The organism is Actinocorallia sp. A-T 12471 (assembly GCF_033875155.1).
In the GTDB taxonomy this organism is placed as follows: Bacteria; Actinomycetota; Actinomycetes; order Streptosporangiales; family Streptosporangiaceae; genus Actinocorallia.
The window spans coordinates 211,464-226,076 of record NZ_JAWZTE010000008.1 but is presented as its reverse complement, the minus strand read 5'-3'; the positions used below and the strand labels follow the sequence as shown (position 1 = coordinate 226,076).

The 14,613-nt window shown below is 70.6% G+C and carries 15 protein-coding genes and 1 riboswitch; of the genes, 8 read left to right on the top strand and 7 right to left on the bottom strand.

Annotated elements, in window-relative coordinates:
- Positions 1-90 precede the first annotated feature (90 nt).
- Positions 91-1,356 (top strand): aspartate kinase, encoded by a 1,266-nt coding sequence (locus R9X44_RS22820; RefSeq protein WP_319816289.1) that lies wholly within the window; start codon positions 91-93, stop codon positions 1,354-1,356.
- Positions 1,353-2,408 (top strand): aspartate-semialdehyde dehydrogenase, encoded by a 1,056-nt coding sequence (locus tag R9X44_RS22815; protein ID WP_319816288.1) that lies wholly within the window; start codon positions 1,353-1,355, stop codon positions 2,406-2,408. The genes R9X44_RS22820 and R9X44_RS22815 overlap by 4 nt, the downstream gene beginning before the upstream one ends.
- A gap of 197 nt (positions 2,409-2,605) precedes the next feature.
- Here R9X44_RS22815 and R9X44_RS22810 read toward each other — a convergent pair whose 3' ends face one another.
- The 3 genes from R9X44_RS22810 to R9X44_RS22800 are packed head-to-tail and all read right to left on the bottom strand — an operon-like array spanning position 2,606 to position 4,418.
- Positions 2,606-3,052: a hypothetical protein gene (locus R9X44_RS22810; protein ID WP_319816287.1), complete on the bottom strand. Its 447-nt coding sequence runs from the start codon at positions 3,050-3,052 to the stop codon at positions 2,606-2,608.
- Positions 3,049-3,939, bottom strand: a complete 891-nt coding sequence (locus tag R9X44_RS22805) for a hypothetical protein (protein WP_319816286.1) — start codon at positions 3,937-3,939, stop codon at positions 3,049-3,051. The genes R9X44_RS22810 and R9X44_RS22805 overlap by 4 nt, the downstream gene beginning before the upstream one ends.
- Positions 3,915-4,418, bottom strand: a complete 504-nt coding sequence (locus R9X44_RS22800) for a hypothetical protein (RefSeq protein WP_319816285.1) — start codon at positions 4,416-4,418, stop codon at positions 3,915-3,917. Before R9X44_RS22800 ends, R9X44_RS22805 begins: the two co-directional genes overlap by 25 nt.
- Before the next feature lie 146 nt (positions 4,419-4,564).
- On the opposite strand from R9X44_RS22800, the gene R9X44_RS22795 reads away from it, so the two are divergent.
- Both R9X44_RS22795 and R9X44_RS22790 read left to right on the top strand, forming a co-directional pair.
- Positions 4,565-6,322: a S9 family peptidase gene (locus tag R9X44_RS22795; RefSeq protein WP_319816284.1), complete on the top strand. Its 1,758-nt coding sequence runs from the start codon at positions 4,565-4,567 to the stop codon at positions 6,320-6,322.
- Between the two features lie 64 nt (positions 6,323-6,386).
- Entirely contained in the window at positions 6,387-6,989 is a 603-nt protein-coding gene (locus R9X44_RS22790; protein WP_319816283.1) for a hypothetical protein, read from the top strand.
- Here R9X44_RS22790 and R9X44_RS22785 read toward each other — a convergent pair.
- The 3 genes from R9X44_RS22785 to R9X44_RS22775 form a co-directional block, all read right to left on the bottom strand.
- The gene (locus tag R9X44_RS22785; protein WP_319816282.1) at positions 6,967-7,638 is read right to left on the bottom strand and encodes a TetR/AcrR family transcriptional regulator; all 672 of its coding nucleotides are present in this window, start codon (positions 7,636-7,638) and stop codon (positions 6,967-6,969) included. The two genes, R9X44_RS22790 and R9X44_RS22785, sit on opposite strands and share 23 nt — an antisense overlap.
- Before the next feature lie 41 nt (positions 7,639-7,679).
- Positions 7,680-8,609: an alpha/beta fold hydrolase gene (locus tag R9X44_RS22780; RefSeq protein ID WP_319816281.1), complete on the bottom strand. Its 930-nt coding sequence runs from the start codon at positions 8,607-8,609 to the stop codon at positions 7,680-7,682.
- A gap of 68 nt (positions 8,610-8,677) precedes the next feature.
- Positions 8,678-9,520, bottom strand: coding sequence for a serine hydrolase (locus R9X44_RS22775; protein WP_319816280.1), 843 nt, complete (start codon positions 9,518-9,520; stop codon positions 8,678-8,680).
- A 246-nt stretch (positions 9,521-9,766) separates the two neighbouring features.
- Here R9X44_RS22775 and R9X44_RS22770 point away from each other — a divergent pair, with 246 nt between their 5' ends.
- Positions 9,767-9,991, top strand: coding sequence for a hypothetical protein (locus tag R9X44_RS22770; RefSeq protein WP_319816279.1), 225 nt, complete (start codon positions 9,767-9,769; stop codon positions 9,989-9,991).
- A 58-nt stretch (positions 9,992-10,049) separates the two neighbouring features.
- On the opposite strand, the gene R9X44_RS22765 is transcribed toward R9X44_RS22770, so the two are convergent.
- Positions 10,050-11,300 (bottom strand): lipase family protein, encoded by a 1,251-nt coding sequence (locus R9X44_RS22765; RefSeq protein WP_319816278.1) that lies wholly within the window; start codon positions 11,298-11,300, stop codon positions 10,050-10,052.
- A 301-nt stretch (positions 11,301-11,601) separates the two neighbouring features.
- On the opposite strand from R9X44_RS22765, the gene R9X44_RS22760 reads away from it, so the two are divergent.
- From R9X44_RS22760 to R9X44_RS22750, 3 genes are all read left to right on the top strand, one after another.
- Positions 11,602-12,831, top strand: coding sequence for a helix-turn-helix domain-containing protein (locus R9X44_RS22760; protein WP_319816277.1), 1,230 nt, complete (start codon positions 11,602-11,604; stop codon positions 12,829-12,831).
- 9 nt (positions 12,832-12,840) lie between these two features.
- On the top strand, positions 12,841-13,566 hold the full coding sequence (locus R9X44_RS22755; protein WP_319816276.1) for a hypothetical protein: 726 nt from the start codon (positions 12,841-12,843) through the stop codon (positions 13,564-13,566).
- A gap of 63 nt (positions 13,567-13,629) precedes the next feature.
- The gene (locus R9X44_RS22750) at positions 13,630-14,442 is read left to right on the top strand and encodes a PIG-L family deacetylase (protein WP_319816275.1); all 813 of its coding nucleotides are present in this window, start codon (positions 13,630-13,632) and stop codon (positions 14,440-14,442) included.
- A gap of 47 nt (positions 14,443-14,489) precedes the next feature.
- A riboswitch (SAM riboswitch) is annotated at positions 14,490-14,603 on the top strand.
- Positions 14,604-14,613 lie beyond the last annotated feature (10 nt).

The following is a 14,613-nucleotide window of genomic DNA, read 5'->3' as shown; positions in this document are numbered from 1 at the left end:
AGGTGAGAAAACCTGAGTGAGGGGTCACAGGGGGGTATCGGTAGACTCTGGGGGTCAAGCTTTGCACTCGAACTTGTAGGAGCGCCGCCTGTGGCTCTTGTCGTGCAGAAGTACGGCGGCTCCTCCGTCGCCGACGCCGACTGCGTGAAGCGGGTCGCTCAGCGCATCGTCGCCACCAAGAAGGCCGGCAACGACGTCGTCGTCGTGGTCTCCGCGATGGGCGACACGACGGACGAGCTGATCGATCTGGCCGAGCAGGTGTCACCGCTCCCGCCCGCGCGGGAGCTGGACATGCTGCTCACGGCCGGGGAGCGGATCTCCATGGCGGTCCTCGCCATGGCCATCGCCAACCTCGGACACGAGGCCAAATCCTTCACCGGCTCCCAGGCCGGTGTGATCACCGACGGCTCGCACGGCAAAGCCAAAATCATCGACGTCACGCCGGGACGGATCCAGAACGCCCTCTCGGAGGGCTCGATCTGCATCGTCGCGGGCTTCCAGGGCGTCTCGCAGGACTCCAAGGACATCACCACCCTGGGTCGCGGCGGGTCCGACACGACGGCCGTCGCCCTCGCGGCGGCGCTGAACGCCGACGTCTGCGAGATCTACACCGACGTGGACGGCGTCTTCACCGCCGACCCCCGCATCGTCCGGACGGCAAGGCAGATTCCGCGCATCTCGTACGAGGAGATGCTGGAGCTCGCCGCGTCCGGCGCGAAGATCCTGCACCTGCGCTGCGTGGAGTACGCGCGCCGCTACAACATTCCGATCCACGTGCGGTCCTCGTTCAGCCAGAAGGAAGGCACTTGGGTCGCGAGCACTGAGGGGACCCAGGTGGAGAACGCGATCATCTCCGGCGTCGCGCACGACCGGAGCCAGGCCAAGATCACGGTTGTCGGCGTGCCCGACAAGGTCGGCGAGGCCGCCGGGATCTTCCGGCTGCTGGCCGAGGCCGAGATCAACCTCGACATGGTCGTGCAGAACGTGTCGGCGGCCGCGACCGGCAAGACCGACATCTCCTTCACTCTCCCGGCCGCCGACGGCCAGGCCGCGCTGACCGCGCTGAACAAGGCGCAGGAGCGGATCGGCTTCGACTCCCTGCGGTTCGACGACCGCATCGGCAAGATCTCCCTGGTCGGCGCGGGTATGCGCACCCACCCGGGCGTCACCGCCACCTACTTCGGCGCGATCGCCGACGCCGGCGTCAACATCGAGATGATCTCCACCTCGGAGATCCGCATCTCGGTGATCGTCGCCCAGGACGACGTCGACACCGCGGTCGCCGCCGCCCACCGAGCTTTTGACCTCGACGCAGACCAGGTCGAGGCCGTCGTATACGGAGGTACCGGCCGATGAGCCGCAAGCCCACCCTCGCCGTCGTCGGAGCCACCGGTGCCGTCGGCACCGTCATGCTCGACATCCTGTCCACCCGTGAGGACGTCTACGGCGAGATCCGTCTCGTGGCGTCCGCGCGCTCGGCGGGCAAGAAGCTCACCGTCCGGGGCGAGGAGGTCGTCGTCCAGGCGCTGTCGCCCGAGGTCTTCGACGGCGTCGACATCGCCATGTTCGACGTGCCCGACGAGGTCTCGGCGCAGTGGGCGCCGATCGCGGCCGAGCGCGGGGCCGTCGCGGTGGACAACTCCGGAGCTTTCCGGATGGACCCGGACGTTCCCCTGGTCGTCCCGGAGGTCAACCCGGACGCCGCCAAGGCGCGGCCCAAGGGGATCATCTCCAACCCGAACTGCACCACGCTGTCGATGATCGTCGCGCTGGGCGCGCTGCACCGCCAGTGGGGGCTCAGCGAGCTCGTCGTCGCCTCCTACCAGGCGGCGTCCGGCGCGGGCCAGGAGGGCATCGACACCCTCTACGCCCAGATCGAGAAGATCGCCGGGAACCGCGAGCTGGGCCAGCGCGCGGGCGACGTCCGGGCGATCGTCGGCTCCGAGGGGCCGTTCCCGGCTCCGCTGGCGCTGAACGTCGTGCCGTGGGCGGGCTCGCTCAAGGAGGACGGCTGGTCCTCGGAGGAGCTGAAGGTCCGCAACGAGTCACGCAAGATCCTCGGCCTGCCCGACCTGCGCGTGTCGGCGACCTGCGTGCGGGTCCCGGTCGTCACCACCCACTCCCTGGCCGTCCACGCGGTCTTCGCGAGCGAGGTGGACCAGCGCGAGGCACAGGCGGTGCTCGCCGCCGCCCCGGGCGTCGTGCTGAACGACAACCCCGAGGCGTACGAGTTCCCGACCCCGAACGACGTCGTCGGCACCGACCCCACCTGGGTCGGCCGCGTCCGCCGCAGCCTCGACGACCCCAAGGCGCTCGACCTGTTCCTGTGCGGAGACAACCTCCGCAAGGGCGCGGCCCTGAACACCGCCCAGATCGCCGAACTCGTCGCCCAGGAGTTCACCTCCTGACGCACCGAACCCCCACAGCCCGCCCCCGCACTTTCGGAGGCGGGCTGTGTTTATTGGCCCGGTGACGCGGGCTTTGAAGGGCCAGGCTTCGCCCGGCCGCCCGCGTCACCGTGCTGTGTTTATTGGCCCGGTGACGCGGGCTTTGAAGGGCCAGGCTTCGCCCGGCCGCCCGCGTCACCGTGCTGTGTTCATCGGCGTCAGACGGCTTCGGAGCGGGTCGCGGGGCGGCGGGCGGGCGGGTAGTGCAGGAGGGTCAGCAGGCTGACGGCGGTGAGCGGCGCGGCCTGGCGGCCGATGGTCCAGGTGACGCCGCGTTCGGCGAGCGCGGGGGCGGGCGGCTCGCCGGTGAGCCAGTCGCGCACGAGCGGGGCGAACTGGTCGCGGGCGAGCAGGCTGAGCGCGGTCGCGTACTGGGCGTCGCCTATGGTCGCGTGCAGATCGCGGCGCAGTTCGGCGAGGAACCGGCGCTCGGAAAGCCCCAGCCTGTGGATGAGCTGCCGCGCGCTAAGGCGACGTTCGTCAAGCGCGCGCGCTGCGTGCCTGGTGTACCGCGACGCGTTCAGCTCGGCCGCCACGAGCTCGCTGAAGCGCCGCAGCACCTGGCTCTGGAGCTGTTCTACGAACGTCTCGACGTCGTCGGTCATGTCGCACCGCCCAGATAGGAGTCGAGGAGGTCTTCCTCGCTGACTGTCGTGTGCGCGCGGGCGCGCGCCACCTGGTAGGCCCCGGCCAGGACGCTCCTGAGCTGTTTGATGGAGATTCCGCCGCCGGCCATCGCGGCCATGTAGGAGTCGACCAGCGAGCGCGGGAACGCGGGGTCGCCCCCGTCGGGCAGCCTTTTCCTGACGAGCTTCCAGCCGTCCTCGGGGTCGAGCGTGCGCAGTTCGAGCGGGACGGCCAGCAGCCCGTACCGCGACGTGAGCGTCGCGGCGGCGTCGGCCTCGTCGGTGCTGGTCTCGGCCATGAAGACGATCCCCGGCCTGCCCAGGTACCTGTAGTGCTGGAGTTCGGCGGCGAGCTCCGACGGCGGCAGCAGCACGACGACGAGACGCCGATCCTCCTCGTCCTGCGCGAGCAGCAGGTCGCTCATCGCCGCGTAGACGAGGTCGGGCGGCCCCGACCCGACCTTGCGCCCGAGGAACTCCGAGACGCGCAGCGCGACACGTCGCGCGACGAACTCGACCCGCCGCGCGACGGGCAGCGCCTCGAACGCGGGCGGCACCTGGTCGGTGAAGTCGATGATCTCGGCCTGGAAGGCCCCCGAGGTCTCCCCAAGCCGCCGCACCCATGACGCGCAGCGGTGCATGAGCGCGGTCTTGCCGCTGCCGGACGGGCCTTTGAAGACGAACAGCCATCCCGTTCCGAACGGGTCTCCGGAAAGGGAGTTCTTGAACTGCTCATAAGCCTGGAAACTATGGTCTACCGCGACATAATCCCCTTCGTGTGCGGCACGCCGCCACGGGCACAGAGGCAGATGCCCTGCCTCCGGCGAGGTGTCGAACGGGTTCATGCGCGGGGGTGTCGCGTCCATACCGGCTCACTCCTCATCTCTCGACGGGACAGCAGCGGATGCTCCATCCGGGCGGCGAGCCGCGCGGTGTGCCTGACGAACTCGTCAAGCGCGCGGTGGGTCTCGGCGTGCCTTGCGCGCCGCTCCTCCGGCCGCAGCCTTGTCCAGCCGCTGGTCAGCCCGGGGCCGAACGGACCCTCCTGGAGGTGTTCCAGGAGGCGGCGCGGCCAGCGCCAGCACGGATGCCTGCTGATGACGTGCTCGAGCTGCCAGGCGAGGTCCTCCTGACGGGTGCGCAACTCGGCGGTGGAGGGCGTCGACTGGGCGGTCAGCCGCACGTCGAGCCAGCGCTCGCACGCGTGCCGGAACGCGTGCGCGGAGGACAGGAGCTGACGGGCGCGGTCCCGGTTGCGGTCCTGGGCGCGCGGGAACTCCTTGGCGACCAGCGTCAGCACTGCGCCGACGATGAGCGGGAGGAGCACTTCGAGCAGGGGTTGCATGGGGTACCGCCGGGGGGTGCGCGGGGTCACGGCAGCGGAGCGCGGTTTTTCTGTCTCTTCCCTTATCCGAGGGAAAACAATCCGGTCATGGTGCGGAAGTGGCGATCGCGGTGCGAAGTGTCGGTGGGAAGCGGTAGGAATGGACCATGAGCGACGACAGGTGGAAGAAGCGGTTCCGGGCGGCCCGGGTGAGCCTTCCCGGATGGGCGCGCGAGGCGCCGCAGCGCGCGGTGTTCCGGTCGAACGCCAGCGGCACGTGGGAGATCTACACCTGGGACAGGGACACCGGGGAGCAGCGCAAGGCGACCGACCGCCCCAACGGCACGATCGCGGGCGCGCTCGATCCGTACGGGCGTGAGCTGTGGTGGTTCGCCGACACCGACGGCGACGAGTTCGGCGTCTGGATGAAGCAGCCGTTCGAGGGCGGCGAGGCGACTCCGGCGACGTCCCTTGAGCCGTCCTACCCGGCGGGCCTGGCGCTGGGGCGCAGCGGCAGGGTCCTCGTCGGACGCTCCGGCGCGCACGGCTCGTCGGTCCACCTCGTCGATCCGGGCGCGGAGCCCGTCACGCTGTACGCGCACGCGGAGAACGCCTACCTGGGCGGCATGTCGCGCGATGAGGACCTCATCGCGATCGGGCACAGCGAGCACGGCGACAGCCGTCATCCGGCGCTGCGGGTGCTGCGGCCCGATGGCTCGCTCGTCGCCGATCTGTGGGACGGTCCCGGCAAGGGCGTCGGCCCGTCGGGGTTCTCGCCGGTCCCCGGCGACGCGCGGCTGCTCGTCGACCACGAGCGGCGCGGCAAGGAGGAGCTGCTGCTGTGGAACCCGCTCACCGGCGAGGAGCGCGAGCTGGTCTTCGACCTGCCGGGCGAGGTCGGCGCGAGCTGGTTCCCCGACGGCGCGAGCCTGCTCGTCTCGCACGGCTACGAGGCGCGCGACGAGCTGTTCCGCTACGACCTGGCCTCGGGTGAGCTGATCCGGATCGACACCCCGCGCGGGTGCATCGGCGGCGCGACCGCGCGTCCCGACGGCACAGTGGAGTTCGCGTTCACCTGCGCCGCCGAGCCGCCCGTCATCCGCTCGACCACCGGCGCGGTCGTGCTGACCCCGCCCGGCGAGCCCGCGCCCGGCTCGGTTCCCGTCGAGGACGCGTGGGTGGAAGGCCCCGGCGGACGCATCCACGCCCTGGTGTCCAAGCCCGAGGGCGAGGGCCCGTTCCCGACCGTCTTCGACGTGCACGGCGGCCCCACCGCCCAGGACGTCGACGCCTTCAACCCGAACACCGCGGCCTGGGTGGATCACGGCTTCGCCGTCGTCCAGGTGAACTACCGGGGCTCCACCGGCTACGGCTCGGCCTGGCGCGACGCGCTCGAGGAGAAGGTCGGGCTGATCGAGCTCGAGGACGTCAAGGCGGTCCGCGACTGGGCGGTCGAGACGGGCCTGGCGGACCCGTCGCGGCTGGTCCTGGCGGGCGGCTCGTGGGGCGGGTACCTCACGCTGCTCGGCATCGGCACCCAGCCCGGCGACTGGTCGGCGGCGGTCGCCGCGGTGCCCGTCGCGGACTATGTGGCGGCGTATGAGGACGAGATGGAGGCGCTCCAGGCGTTCGACAGGTCGCTGTTCGGCGGCTCCCCAGCGGAGGTTCCCGACAAGTACCGCGAATCCTCGCCGATCACCTATGTGGAGGCCGTCGAGGCCCCGGTGCTGATCCTCGCGGGCGAGAACGACCCGCGCTGCCCCATCCGGCAGATCAACAACTACCTGGACGCACTGGCCAAGCTCGGCAAACCCCACGAGGTCTACCGATACGACGCGGGCCACGGGTCACTGGTCATTGAAGAACGGCTCAAGCAGGTGGAAGCCGAGATCGGATTCGCCCTGAGATCACTGAACATGTCCTGATCCGGGCCTTGTTTCGGTCCCGCGCCGCAGGGGATCTCCTCGCTCGTTGAAGAGGGGGAGATCCATGGGGCGCACCGGCCTGCTCGCGGCGGTCGCGGCGAGCTCGGGCGTCGTCGTGGTGCTCGGCCTCGCCGCCTACACCGGGCGGGAGCCGGCGACCGTCGTCCGGCCGTCCGCACCCGTCGTGCGGCAGGCGGTGCCCGCGGTGAACGCCTTCGAGAGGCTCGGCCAGGAGTCCGTGGAGGCCGAGCTCGCCGCCGCGGGCGTGCGGCGCAGGTCGAGCGGCGAGTGCACCGACCGCGCGCGCCGCGACTGCACCTCCTACGAGGGCCTGCGGCGCGGCACCCTTGAGGGGCTGCTCCGCTTCGTCAGGGAGAGCGGCTGCGAGATCACCGTCTCCGGCGGGACCGAACGCGGCCACGAGGAGACGATGTTCGGCCACGAGAACGGCTACAAGGTGGACATCATGCCCACCGACTGCGTCGATTCGCACATCACCACGACCATGGCCGAGGTCGCCAGGCGCAAGGACGCGTCACCGATGTACCGGGGAGTTCGCGAGGGGGAGCTCTACGTGGACGAACGCCGCACCCACTGGGACGTCTTCTACGGACCCGCGTGGTGTGTGGACAAGATGGTGCGGCTCAGGCGCGGACAGTGCGAATGATGTCCACGAGCTCGCGGGTGACCGAGCGGAAGCCCGGCAGCCGCGACATCGACACCATCTTCTGGACCAGCGGAACCGTGCGGTCCACCAGCAGGTAGGTCTTGCGGCAGCCGGGCGAGTCGTCGTGCACCCAGTAAAGGACGATGCCCATGGAGTACAGCCAGAGCAGCTCGGGCAGCTCCCGCCGGAAGTCGTCGTCGAGCCGCAGGTCGCGGGAGCCGTCCACGACCTCGCGGTAGATCGCCACAGCGGCGGACCGGGCCGGCCCCGACTCGGCGCTGAACGGGCTCAGCGGGCTCGTCGGCTCGGCCGCCAGCTTGAAGAACTTCCCGGCGAACTCGTGGTAGGGGACCATCGTGGCGACCCTGGCGCGCAGCACCCCGAGCAGGCGCGGCGCGAACCCCGTCTCGGCGTCCAGGACGGCCCGGCACGCCGCCATGTGCGAGACCTGGAGCTCGTCGTAGTACGACTGGATCAGCTCCTCCTTGGAGCCGAAGTAGTAGTAGGCGTTGCCGACCGAGACCCCGGCCTCCTTGGCGATCGCCCGCATCGTGGTCGCCTCGTAGCCGTGCTGCCGGAAGAGCCGCAGCGCCGTCTGGACGATCAGCTCCCTGGTCTGCTCCGACCGTCCGGCCTTCGGCTCGCTCACGGTGCTAACTCTAGGCCGCCGCGAAGGGTGGCGGAGCGGTGTCAGGTGCCGCTGGACGTCGACGGGGCGTCCGGCCTGCCCTCGCGCAGCACCTCCTGCCAGTGCCGCCGGTCCCAGCGCGCGGGCGGCGTGCTGCCCAGGAACTCGGTCAGGACCTTGACGAACCGCGCCGGGTCATGCCGGTGCGGGAAGTGCCCGGCCCCCTCGAAGACCTCGAGACGGCTTCCCGGCAGGGCAGCGCCGGCGATCTCGGCGTGCGACGGCGGGATGATCGCGTCGCGGTCGCCCCAGACGACGAGGGTGGGCAGGTCGGCGGCCAGGTAGCTGCGGTCCAGCATGGTGATGGCCTGGCCCGAGACGTCGGCGGCGGCGCGGATCGTGCGCAGGAACGCGCGGCGTGCCTTGGGGCTGGCGAACAGCGCGTACCTGGACAGCACGTACGCGAGGTCGGGGCCGAGCCCTATCCCGCCGAGCCGCCGCAGCACGGGTTCGGCCGCCAGGACCGCCTGACGCACCGGCGACGCCGACATCAGCGCGAGCGTCGTCGCCGCGCCGGGCACCGTCGCCAGGCGGAACGCCGGATGCACCTCCGGTCCCATGCCCGCGCTCGACACCAGCACAAGGCGTTCGCACCGCTCGGGGAACTGGTAGGCGAACTGCATGGCGACGCCCCCGCCGAGCGAGTGCCCGACGACGCTGACCCGGTCGATCCCGAGCACGGTGAGCAGGTCGCGCATGCCGCACGCGTACGCCGCGACGGCGTAGTCGGCGCGCGGTTTGTCGGACTCGCCGTGGCCGAGGAGGTCGGGCGCGATGACGGTGTGCGTCCTGGCGAGATCCTCGATGACCGGAAGCCAGGTCTCGGAGCTGTCGGCGATGCCGTGGACCAGGAGCAGCGCGGGCCCCCGCCCGGCCATCCGGAAGGCCCGGCGATAACCATGCACCTCACGGAACCGCAGATCGACGGTCATGGGGGAAGCCTCGCCGGACGTCGTTACCCCGGTGCTTCCGCTGTGTAAGCGGTGTGTGACACGGGAGGCTACTCGGGGTTGAGTCCGCTGTGGATAACTCGCGCGACACGTTCGATGGTCGTGATTCCATAGGCCATGGAGGGATTGCCATGGGTGAGCACGACCATCATGTAGTCACGGCCGCCGCCGTCGAACGTCCCCAGGCTGTGCACACGCCAGCCGAGGGTGCTGCGCGGCAGCCATCCGTTCTTCACATGCACCTTGGCCCCTGAGGGGGCTCCGGCGGGGGTGCCCCAGCGCTGATTGCTCACGGTGTCGGCCATCAGGCCGAGCAGATAGCGGCGTGAGGCGGCGTTGAGCACGTCGTCGCGGTCGCGGGTGAGGACGCGCAGCAGTCTGAGCTGGTCGTAGGCGGTCGTCCTGGTGAGGCCCCAGTAGGTCGTCGGGCCGAGCGCGGTGGCCTTCATGCCGACGTCGTCGAGGAGGCGTTGCATGCGGGCGCGTCCGAGCTGGGCCCACAGGGTCGATGTCGCGTTGTTGTCCGAGCGGGTGATGGCCGCGCGCGCCAGCGACTTCTCGCGCGCCGTCAGCTTGCGCTTCTGCTTCTGCGCGGTCTGCAGCAGCGCGGCGACCACCGCGACCTTGACGGTGCTCGCGGTGTCGTAGCGCAGACCCGTGCCCACGTAGCAGCCGAGCCCGCGCCTGCGGTCGTACACCGCGACCGAGACGCTGCCCGAGCGGCCCTTGACCGCGGCCTTGATCTTCGGGCCGAGCCGTGCGGCGAGCTTCGGGAAGTCCGCGGAGCCGCAGACGGTCTTGGCCGCGGCGGCGTCGGCGGGGATCAGGGCGAGGGCGGAGGCGGCGAGCGTCAGCGCGACGGTCGTCCTGCCGACGGATGTGGGCGCGTGCACAGGTCGTCCCCCTCGTGCTGGGAGTAGCCACACTCTAGTGATCATCGCTCACGGCGACCAGACCGCGGAAGGCGGGGGAGGCACAGCTCACTTTCGGACACCGCGATCAAAACGGGCCGCGGGTGCGTCAAAACGCTTGACTTCCCGCGCGGCTCGGTGCGGCGGGGCGCGCGGTCCCTGGCGTCCGGGACACCGCGGGGTTAGCGTTCCGGACGTCACCGACGACTCTCGAAGAGGTAGATGATCATGCGCAGGTTCGGGCTGTCCATCGTGGTCCTCGCCGTGGCGGGGTTCGGCCTTACGGCCTGTTCCAGCAACCGCTGGTGTGAGTTCGACGCGACCGACCAGGTGGTCGCCGACAGCTACTGCGAGAAGAACACCCCCGGCTACGAGTGGGAGGACGACTCGTCGTCCAAGTCCAAGAAAAAGAAGAAGAGCAAGAGCAGCAGCAAGACCGGCCAGAAGCACTGACGCGGCAGACCCCGCCGACGTCCGGAAGGGACGCGGCGGGGTCCGGGTGAGACGCCGGTCAGCAGTTGTCCGACACCGGCCGTCCGGTGAACCTGTCGCCGAGCCACGCGGTGACGTCGTGGCGGGCGAGGGCGTCGGTCGTCAGGTGCTCGCCCGCGTAGTCGTTCTTGAACCGGGTGGGGATGCCCGCGTCGCAGTACAGCCGGCGCGTCTCCTCCTGGGTCGAGACGGGGATGACCTCCTCGAAGACGCCCCGGTACTGGAACGTCGGGAAGCCGATCTTCCACGTCGCCGCCGAGGTCGGGCCGCCGATGCCGACGCCGAGCTTCTGCGCGTCGACCGCCTGGCCCCAGCTGTTGCCCGCCGGGTCGGTCAGCGCGTACAGCTGCTCGAGCGAGTACTTGGCGGTGGTGAAGTTCTCCACCTTCTGGCCCGCGAACGCCGCGAGCGTCCCGAGCAGGCACTTGGACTTGACGTCCGCGACGGCCTGGCGGCCCCGGTCGTTCAGCAGCGCGTCGAAGGGCAGGTCGGGGTACGCCTCGTGCAGGCCGACGACCGCGTCGGCGAGGAACCCGGCGAACAGTCCGCCGTTGAGCTTCGCCGCGGTCACCTTCAGGTCGCCGGGCACACCGCCCGCCGCCGCGCCGACCACCTTCAGCTCGGGCGCGTAGGACGCGGCGACCTGCGCCGCCCACAGCGAGGCAGCGCCGCCCTCGGAGTAGCCGGAGATGCCGACCGCGCCGTCGGCCCTCAGCGAGCCGAACGGGATCTTCCGTGACGCCCTGACCAGGTCGAGCAGCGCGTGCCCGGCGTTCTGGCCGATCATGTACGTGTGGACTGAGCCGTCGACGTACCCGACCCCGTCCGTCGCGGCGACCGCGTACCCGGCCTTGAGGAACGAGGCGATCTGCTCGCCCTCGTACATGTCCTGGTACGCGCCCGCGAGCTGCTTGGAGAACGCGCACTGCGAGCCCGAGCCGAGCGTGCCGGGGTGGAAGGCGACCGTCGGCCGTGAGCCGCCCTTCGTCCAGGCCGCCGACGGGACCGCGACGGTCCCCGTCACCGGGATCTTCTTGCCGCGCAGGTCCGTCGAGACATAACGGACCTGGTAGGCGGTCATCGAGATGTTGCCGGGCACCTCCTTCAGCGTCACAAGGCGGCAGGCGAGCAGCTCGCCGACGGGGTCGTTGATCGTGCCGGCCGGCGCGAAGATCTGCCGCTCGCTCGCCAGGCACAGCAGCGGCGCGGCAGTCGCGCTTCCGGCCGCGGTGAGCACCGATGCCGCGGCCACGAGGGCGGCGGCGCACAAGGATCTGAGTCTCAATGGGGTCTCCAGGGGTGGGGGGATCCGGAGTCGAATATCGGCCCGGACCCCGCGCCCGCCTACGCGGCCGAATGATGAACGCGGCACGCGCGATTGTGCGCCGGAGACGGACGGTCCCGTGTCCGCGCAGTTCACCAGGCATTTCTCCGGCACGCGTGTCGCGCATACGCGCCTGACCCGTCGGACGGGGGCGCGGCGAAGTCTTGTGTGATGGTGAGGAGATCGCCGGAAAGCGCGTTGCCGCGTTGAGTTCATCCGGCCCGTGCGGCGGTTTATGGTCGCGCTTGTGGAAGGCGGTGGCGAACGCGCGGAACCACTTGACGAGCCCTGGCGGAAATTCCCCGAGGGCGAGTCGAAGTGGCTGCGTCCGCATGTCCCGCTGCTGGTCGAGCGCATGTCCGAGGCGGTCAGGCGGCATGTTCCCGAGTACGGCAGACCCGACGACAAGATCTACGGGAAGGTCGTCGAAGAGGCGTCCGCGCGGGCCGTCCAGCATTTTCTCGACCTCATCGAAGATCCTTCGGCGTCCTGGCGCGAGGTGCACCAGACGTATTTCGACATCGGCTACGGCGAGGCGCTCGAAGGGCGCGGGCTTGAACATCTCCAGAACGCGCTGCGCGTCTCGTCGCGGGCCGCGTGGCGGTTCCTCGCGGGCGAGGCGGAACGGATCGGAAAATCCCTGTCGCTGATCGCGCTGCTCGCCGAGGCGAATTTCGCCTACCTCGACGCGCTCGCGTCGGCCGCCGCGCACGGATACGCCAAGGCCACCGAGAAGACGGCCGGTGAGCGCGAACGCCGCAGGGCGCGGCTGCTGGGCCTGCTCCTCGCCGATCCGCCCGCGCCCGCCGAGGTCGTCGAGGAACAGGCCGCGCTCACCGGGTGGCCGCTGCCGCGCCTGCTCACCGTGGTGCTGCTCGTGCCGCGCGGCATCGAGGGGCCGTCGGGGCTGCCGCCGCAGCTGCTCAGCGGGCACGACCAGGGGCGGCCCCTGCTCGTCGTGCCCGACCCCGACGGGCCCGGCAGGGCCGCCGACCTCGCGGCGACCCTCGCGGGGTGGACCGGCGCGATGGGCCCGTCGGTCCCGGTCACGGAGGCGGCGACCTCGCTGCTGTGGGCGCGGCGCACCCTCGACCTCGTGCTCTCCGGGACCGTTTCCGGCCGCGTGACACGGCGCGCGGGGTTCGTCGCGAGGGCCGAGGACCACCTTCCCCGGCTGCTTCTGCGCGAAGGGGGAAGCCTTGCGTCCCTGGTCGCCGCGCGACGGCTCGCGCCGCTGCTGCGGGCCGGGCCACGGCAGGCGCCGGTCCTTGCCGAGACCCTGCTCGAGTGCATGAAGAACGGGTTCAACGCGACGGGCGCGGCGGCGACCTTGCGCGTCCATCCCCAGACCGTCAGGTACCGGCTCGCGCGGCTTGACGAGCTGTTCGGGTGCGACCTCGAGGACCCGGAGATCCGGCTGGAGATGATGCTGCTGTTGCGTGCCTGGATTGATGAGTTCCCGGGGGAATCGTCCTAGACTCCGCGCATGCGTACCGTCGCCGCCCCCCTCGTCCTGACGGTCCTTCTCCCCGCCGTCGTCGTCGCCTCGCCCGCCCGTGCGGCGGGGCCGCTCAAGGTCCGCTCGGCGGGCGTCACGGGCAAGGCGGTGATCACCGCGCAGGGCAAGACGAAGCTGTCGGTGCGCACACGCGTCAGCGGGACCCGGATCACCGACGTCGACGCGACCCTCAGGCTCCCCAACGGCAAGGGGTTCGCGCTGGTCAGCGACCTCAAGCGGGTCTCGGGCAGCGCGGGAGACGGGGTCTACACGGGCACCGCCGTGCTCGACAAGGCCGACGCCGGAGGCAGGTACACGCTTGAAGTCGCCGCCACTGACGGGACTTCGGCGAACGCGTACTACGACTTCGTTGTGTACCGGAAGGCCAACGCCGTCACCGTCCGGCGTGCGAGCAAGGTGTCTTTGACGTCGCCGGCCAGCGCCGTCAAGGGGGCGAAGGTGAAGGCGAAGGGGACCGTCAAAGGGTTGAACGCCAAGGGCGGGTTCTCCGGGCTGAAGGGAAGGACCGTCCAGATCTGGTTCCGGCCCAAGGGCGGCAAGGCGGTCCGGCTGGGGACGGCCAAGACGAACGCCAAGGGCGGGTACGCGTACACCTTCAAGGCGACGGTCGACGGATCGGTTTCCGCCCGGTTCGCCGGGACCGTCCAGTGGCAGAAGCGCTCGACCGGATGGAAGCCGCTCGACGTCCGTTAAGTCGGTTTGGACCCTGTGGACAACCGGAACGGATTGTCGGTGGGGCGACGTAGTGTTGGGGCCATGTTGACGTTGATGGCCGTGCACGCCCACCCCGACGACGAGGTGATCAGCACCGGAGGAGTGCTCGCCAGGGCCGCCGCCCGCGGTATCCGCACGGTGCTGGTGACCTGCACGAACGGCGAGCAGGGCGACGGGCCCGGCGGGGTCAAGCCGGGTGAGGAAGGCCACGATCCGGCGGGGGTCCGCGAGACCCGGCTGAAGGAACTCGCGCGCTCCGCCGAGATCCTCGGCATCGAGCACGTCGAGCTGCTCGGCTACGCCGACTCCGGCATGGTCGGCTGGGCCGCCAACACCGCCCCCGGGTCCTTCGCGAGCGCCGATCTCGACGCGGCCGCCGCCAGGCTCGTCACGCTGATGGAGAAGTACCGGCCACAGGTGGTCGTTACTTATGACGACAACGGCGGATATGGGCATCCCGATCACATCCAGGCCCATCGCGTCGCCGTCGCGGCCGCCGACCGGAGCGGGATTCCCGAGCGGGTGTACGCGGGGGCGATGCCGCGCTCATCCCTTGCGGAGATCGCCCGGCTCGCGCGGGAGCGCGGGTGGGACCTCGGGTGGCCCGAGCTCGAGGAGGGCGCGGAGATCGAGTTCGGCACGCCCGACGAACTCGTCACCACGGTCGTGGACGTCACCGAGTACTTCCAGCGCAAGGCCGAAGCCCTCCAGGCGCACGCCAGCCAGAGCGACGGCGCGTTCCTGTTCGCCCTGCCCGAGGAGGCGCAGCGCCTGTTCTTCGGCTGGGAGGCGTTCTCCCGCATCCGCGGCGAGGGCCCCGACAAGGAGGAGGATCTCTTCACGGGCATCGGCTGAGGGGGGCTTGCGGAGGTTCGGCGGCGTTCTGCTATATTCGCGGCGAAGGTCATGAGTGCCAGTGACAAGCCCCGGCTCGCTGGCCGCCAACCCTCCTCCGCGGTGGGGTGGCCCGGGTGACGACCAGGTCCGCCGCAAAGGGCGTCGGGCAAGCGCGGATTCCCCGGACGT

Excerpts from the sequence above, each read along its gene's own strand:
- R9X44_RS22815 (WP_319816288.1), top strand. The coding sequence starts at position 1,353 with ATGAGCCGCAAGCCCACCCTCGCCGTCGTCGGAGCCACCGGTGCCGTC.
- R9X44_RS22810 (WP_319816287.1), bottom strand. The coding sequence starts at position 3,052 with ATGACCGACGACGTCGAGACGTTCGTAGAACAGCTCCAGAGCCAGGTG.
- R9X44_RS22805 (WP_319816286.1), bottom strand. The coding sequence starts at position 3,939 with ATGGACGCGACACCCCCGCGCATGAACCCGTTCGACACCTCGCCGGAG.
- R9X44_RS22800 (WP_319816285.1), bottom strand. The coding sequence starts at position 4,418 with ATGCAACCCCTGCTCGAAGTGCTCCTCCCGCTCATCGTCGGCGCAGTG.
- R9X44_RS22795 (WP_319816284.1), top strand. The coding sequence starts at position 4,565 with ATGAGCGACGACAGGTGGAAGAAGCGGTTCCGGGCGGCCCGGGTGAGC.
- R9X44_RS22790 (WP_319816283.1), top strand. The coding sequence starts at position 6,387 with ATGGGGCGCACCGGCCTGCTCGCGGCGGTCGCGGCGAGCTCGGGCGTC.
- R9X44_RS22780 (WP_319816281.1), bottom strand. The coding sequence starts at position 8,609 with ATGACCGTCGATCTGCGGTTCCGTGAGGTGCATGGTTATCGCCGGGCC.
- R9X44_RS22770 (WP_319816279.1), top strand. The coding sequence starts at position 9,767 with ATGCGCAGGTTCGGGCTGTCCATCGTGGTCCTCGCCGTGGCGGGGTTC.
- R9X44_RS22755 (WP_319816276.1), top strand. The coding sequence starts at position 12,841 with ATGCGTACCGTCGCCGCCCCCCTCGTCCTGACGGTCCTTCTCCCCGCC.
- R9X44_RS22750 (WP_319816275.1), top strand. The coding sequence starts at position 13,630 with ATGTTGACGTTGATGGCCGTGCACGCCCACCCCGACGACGAGGTGATC.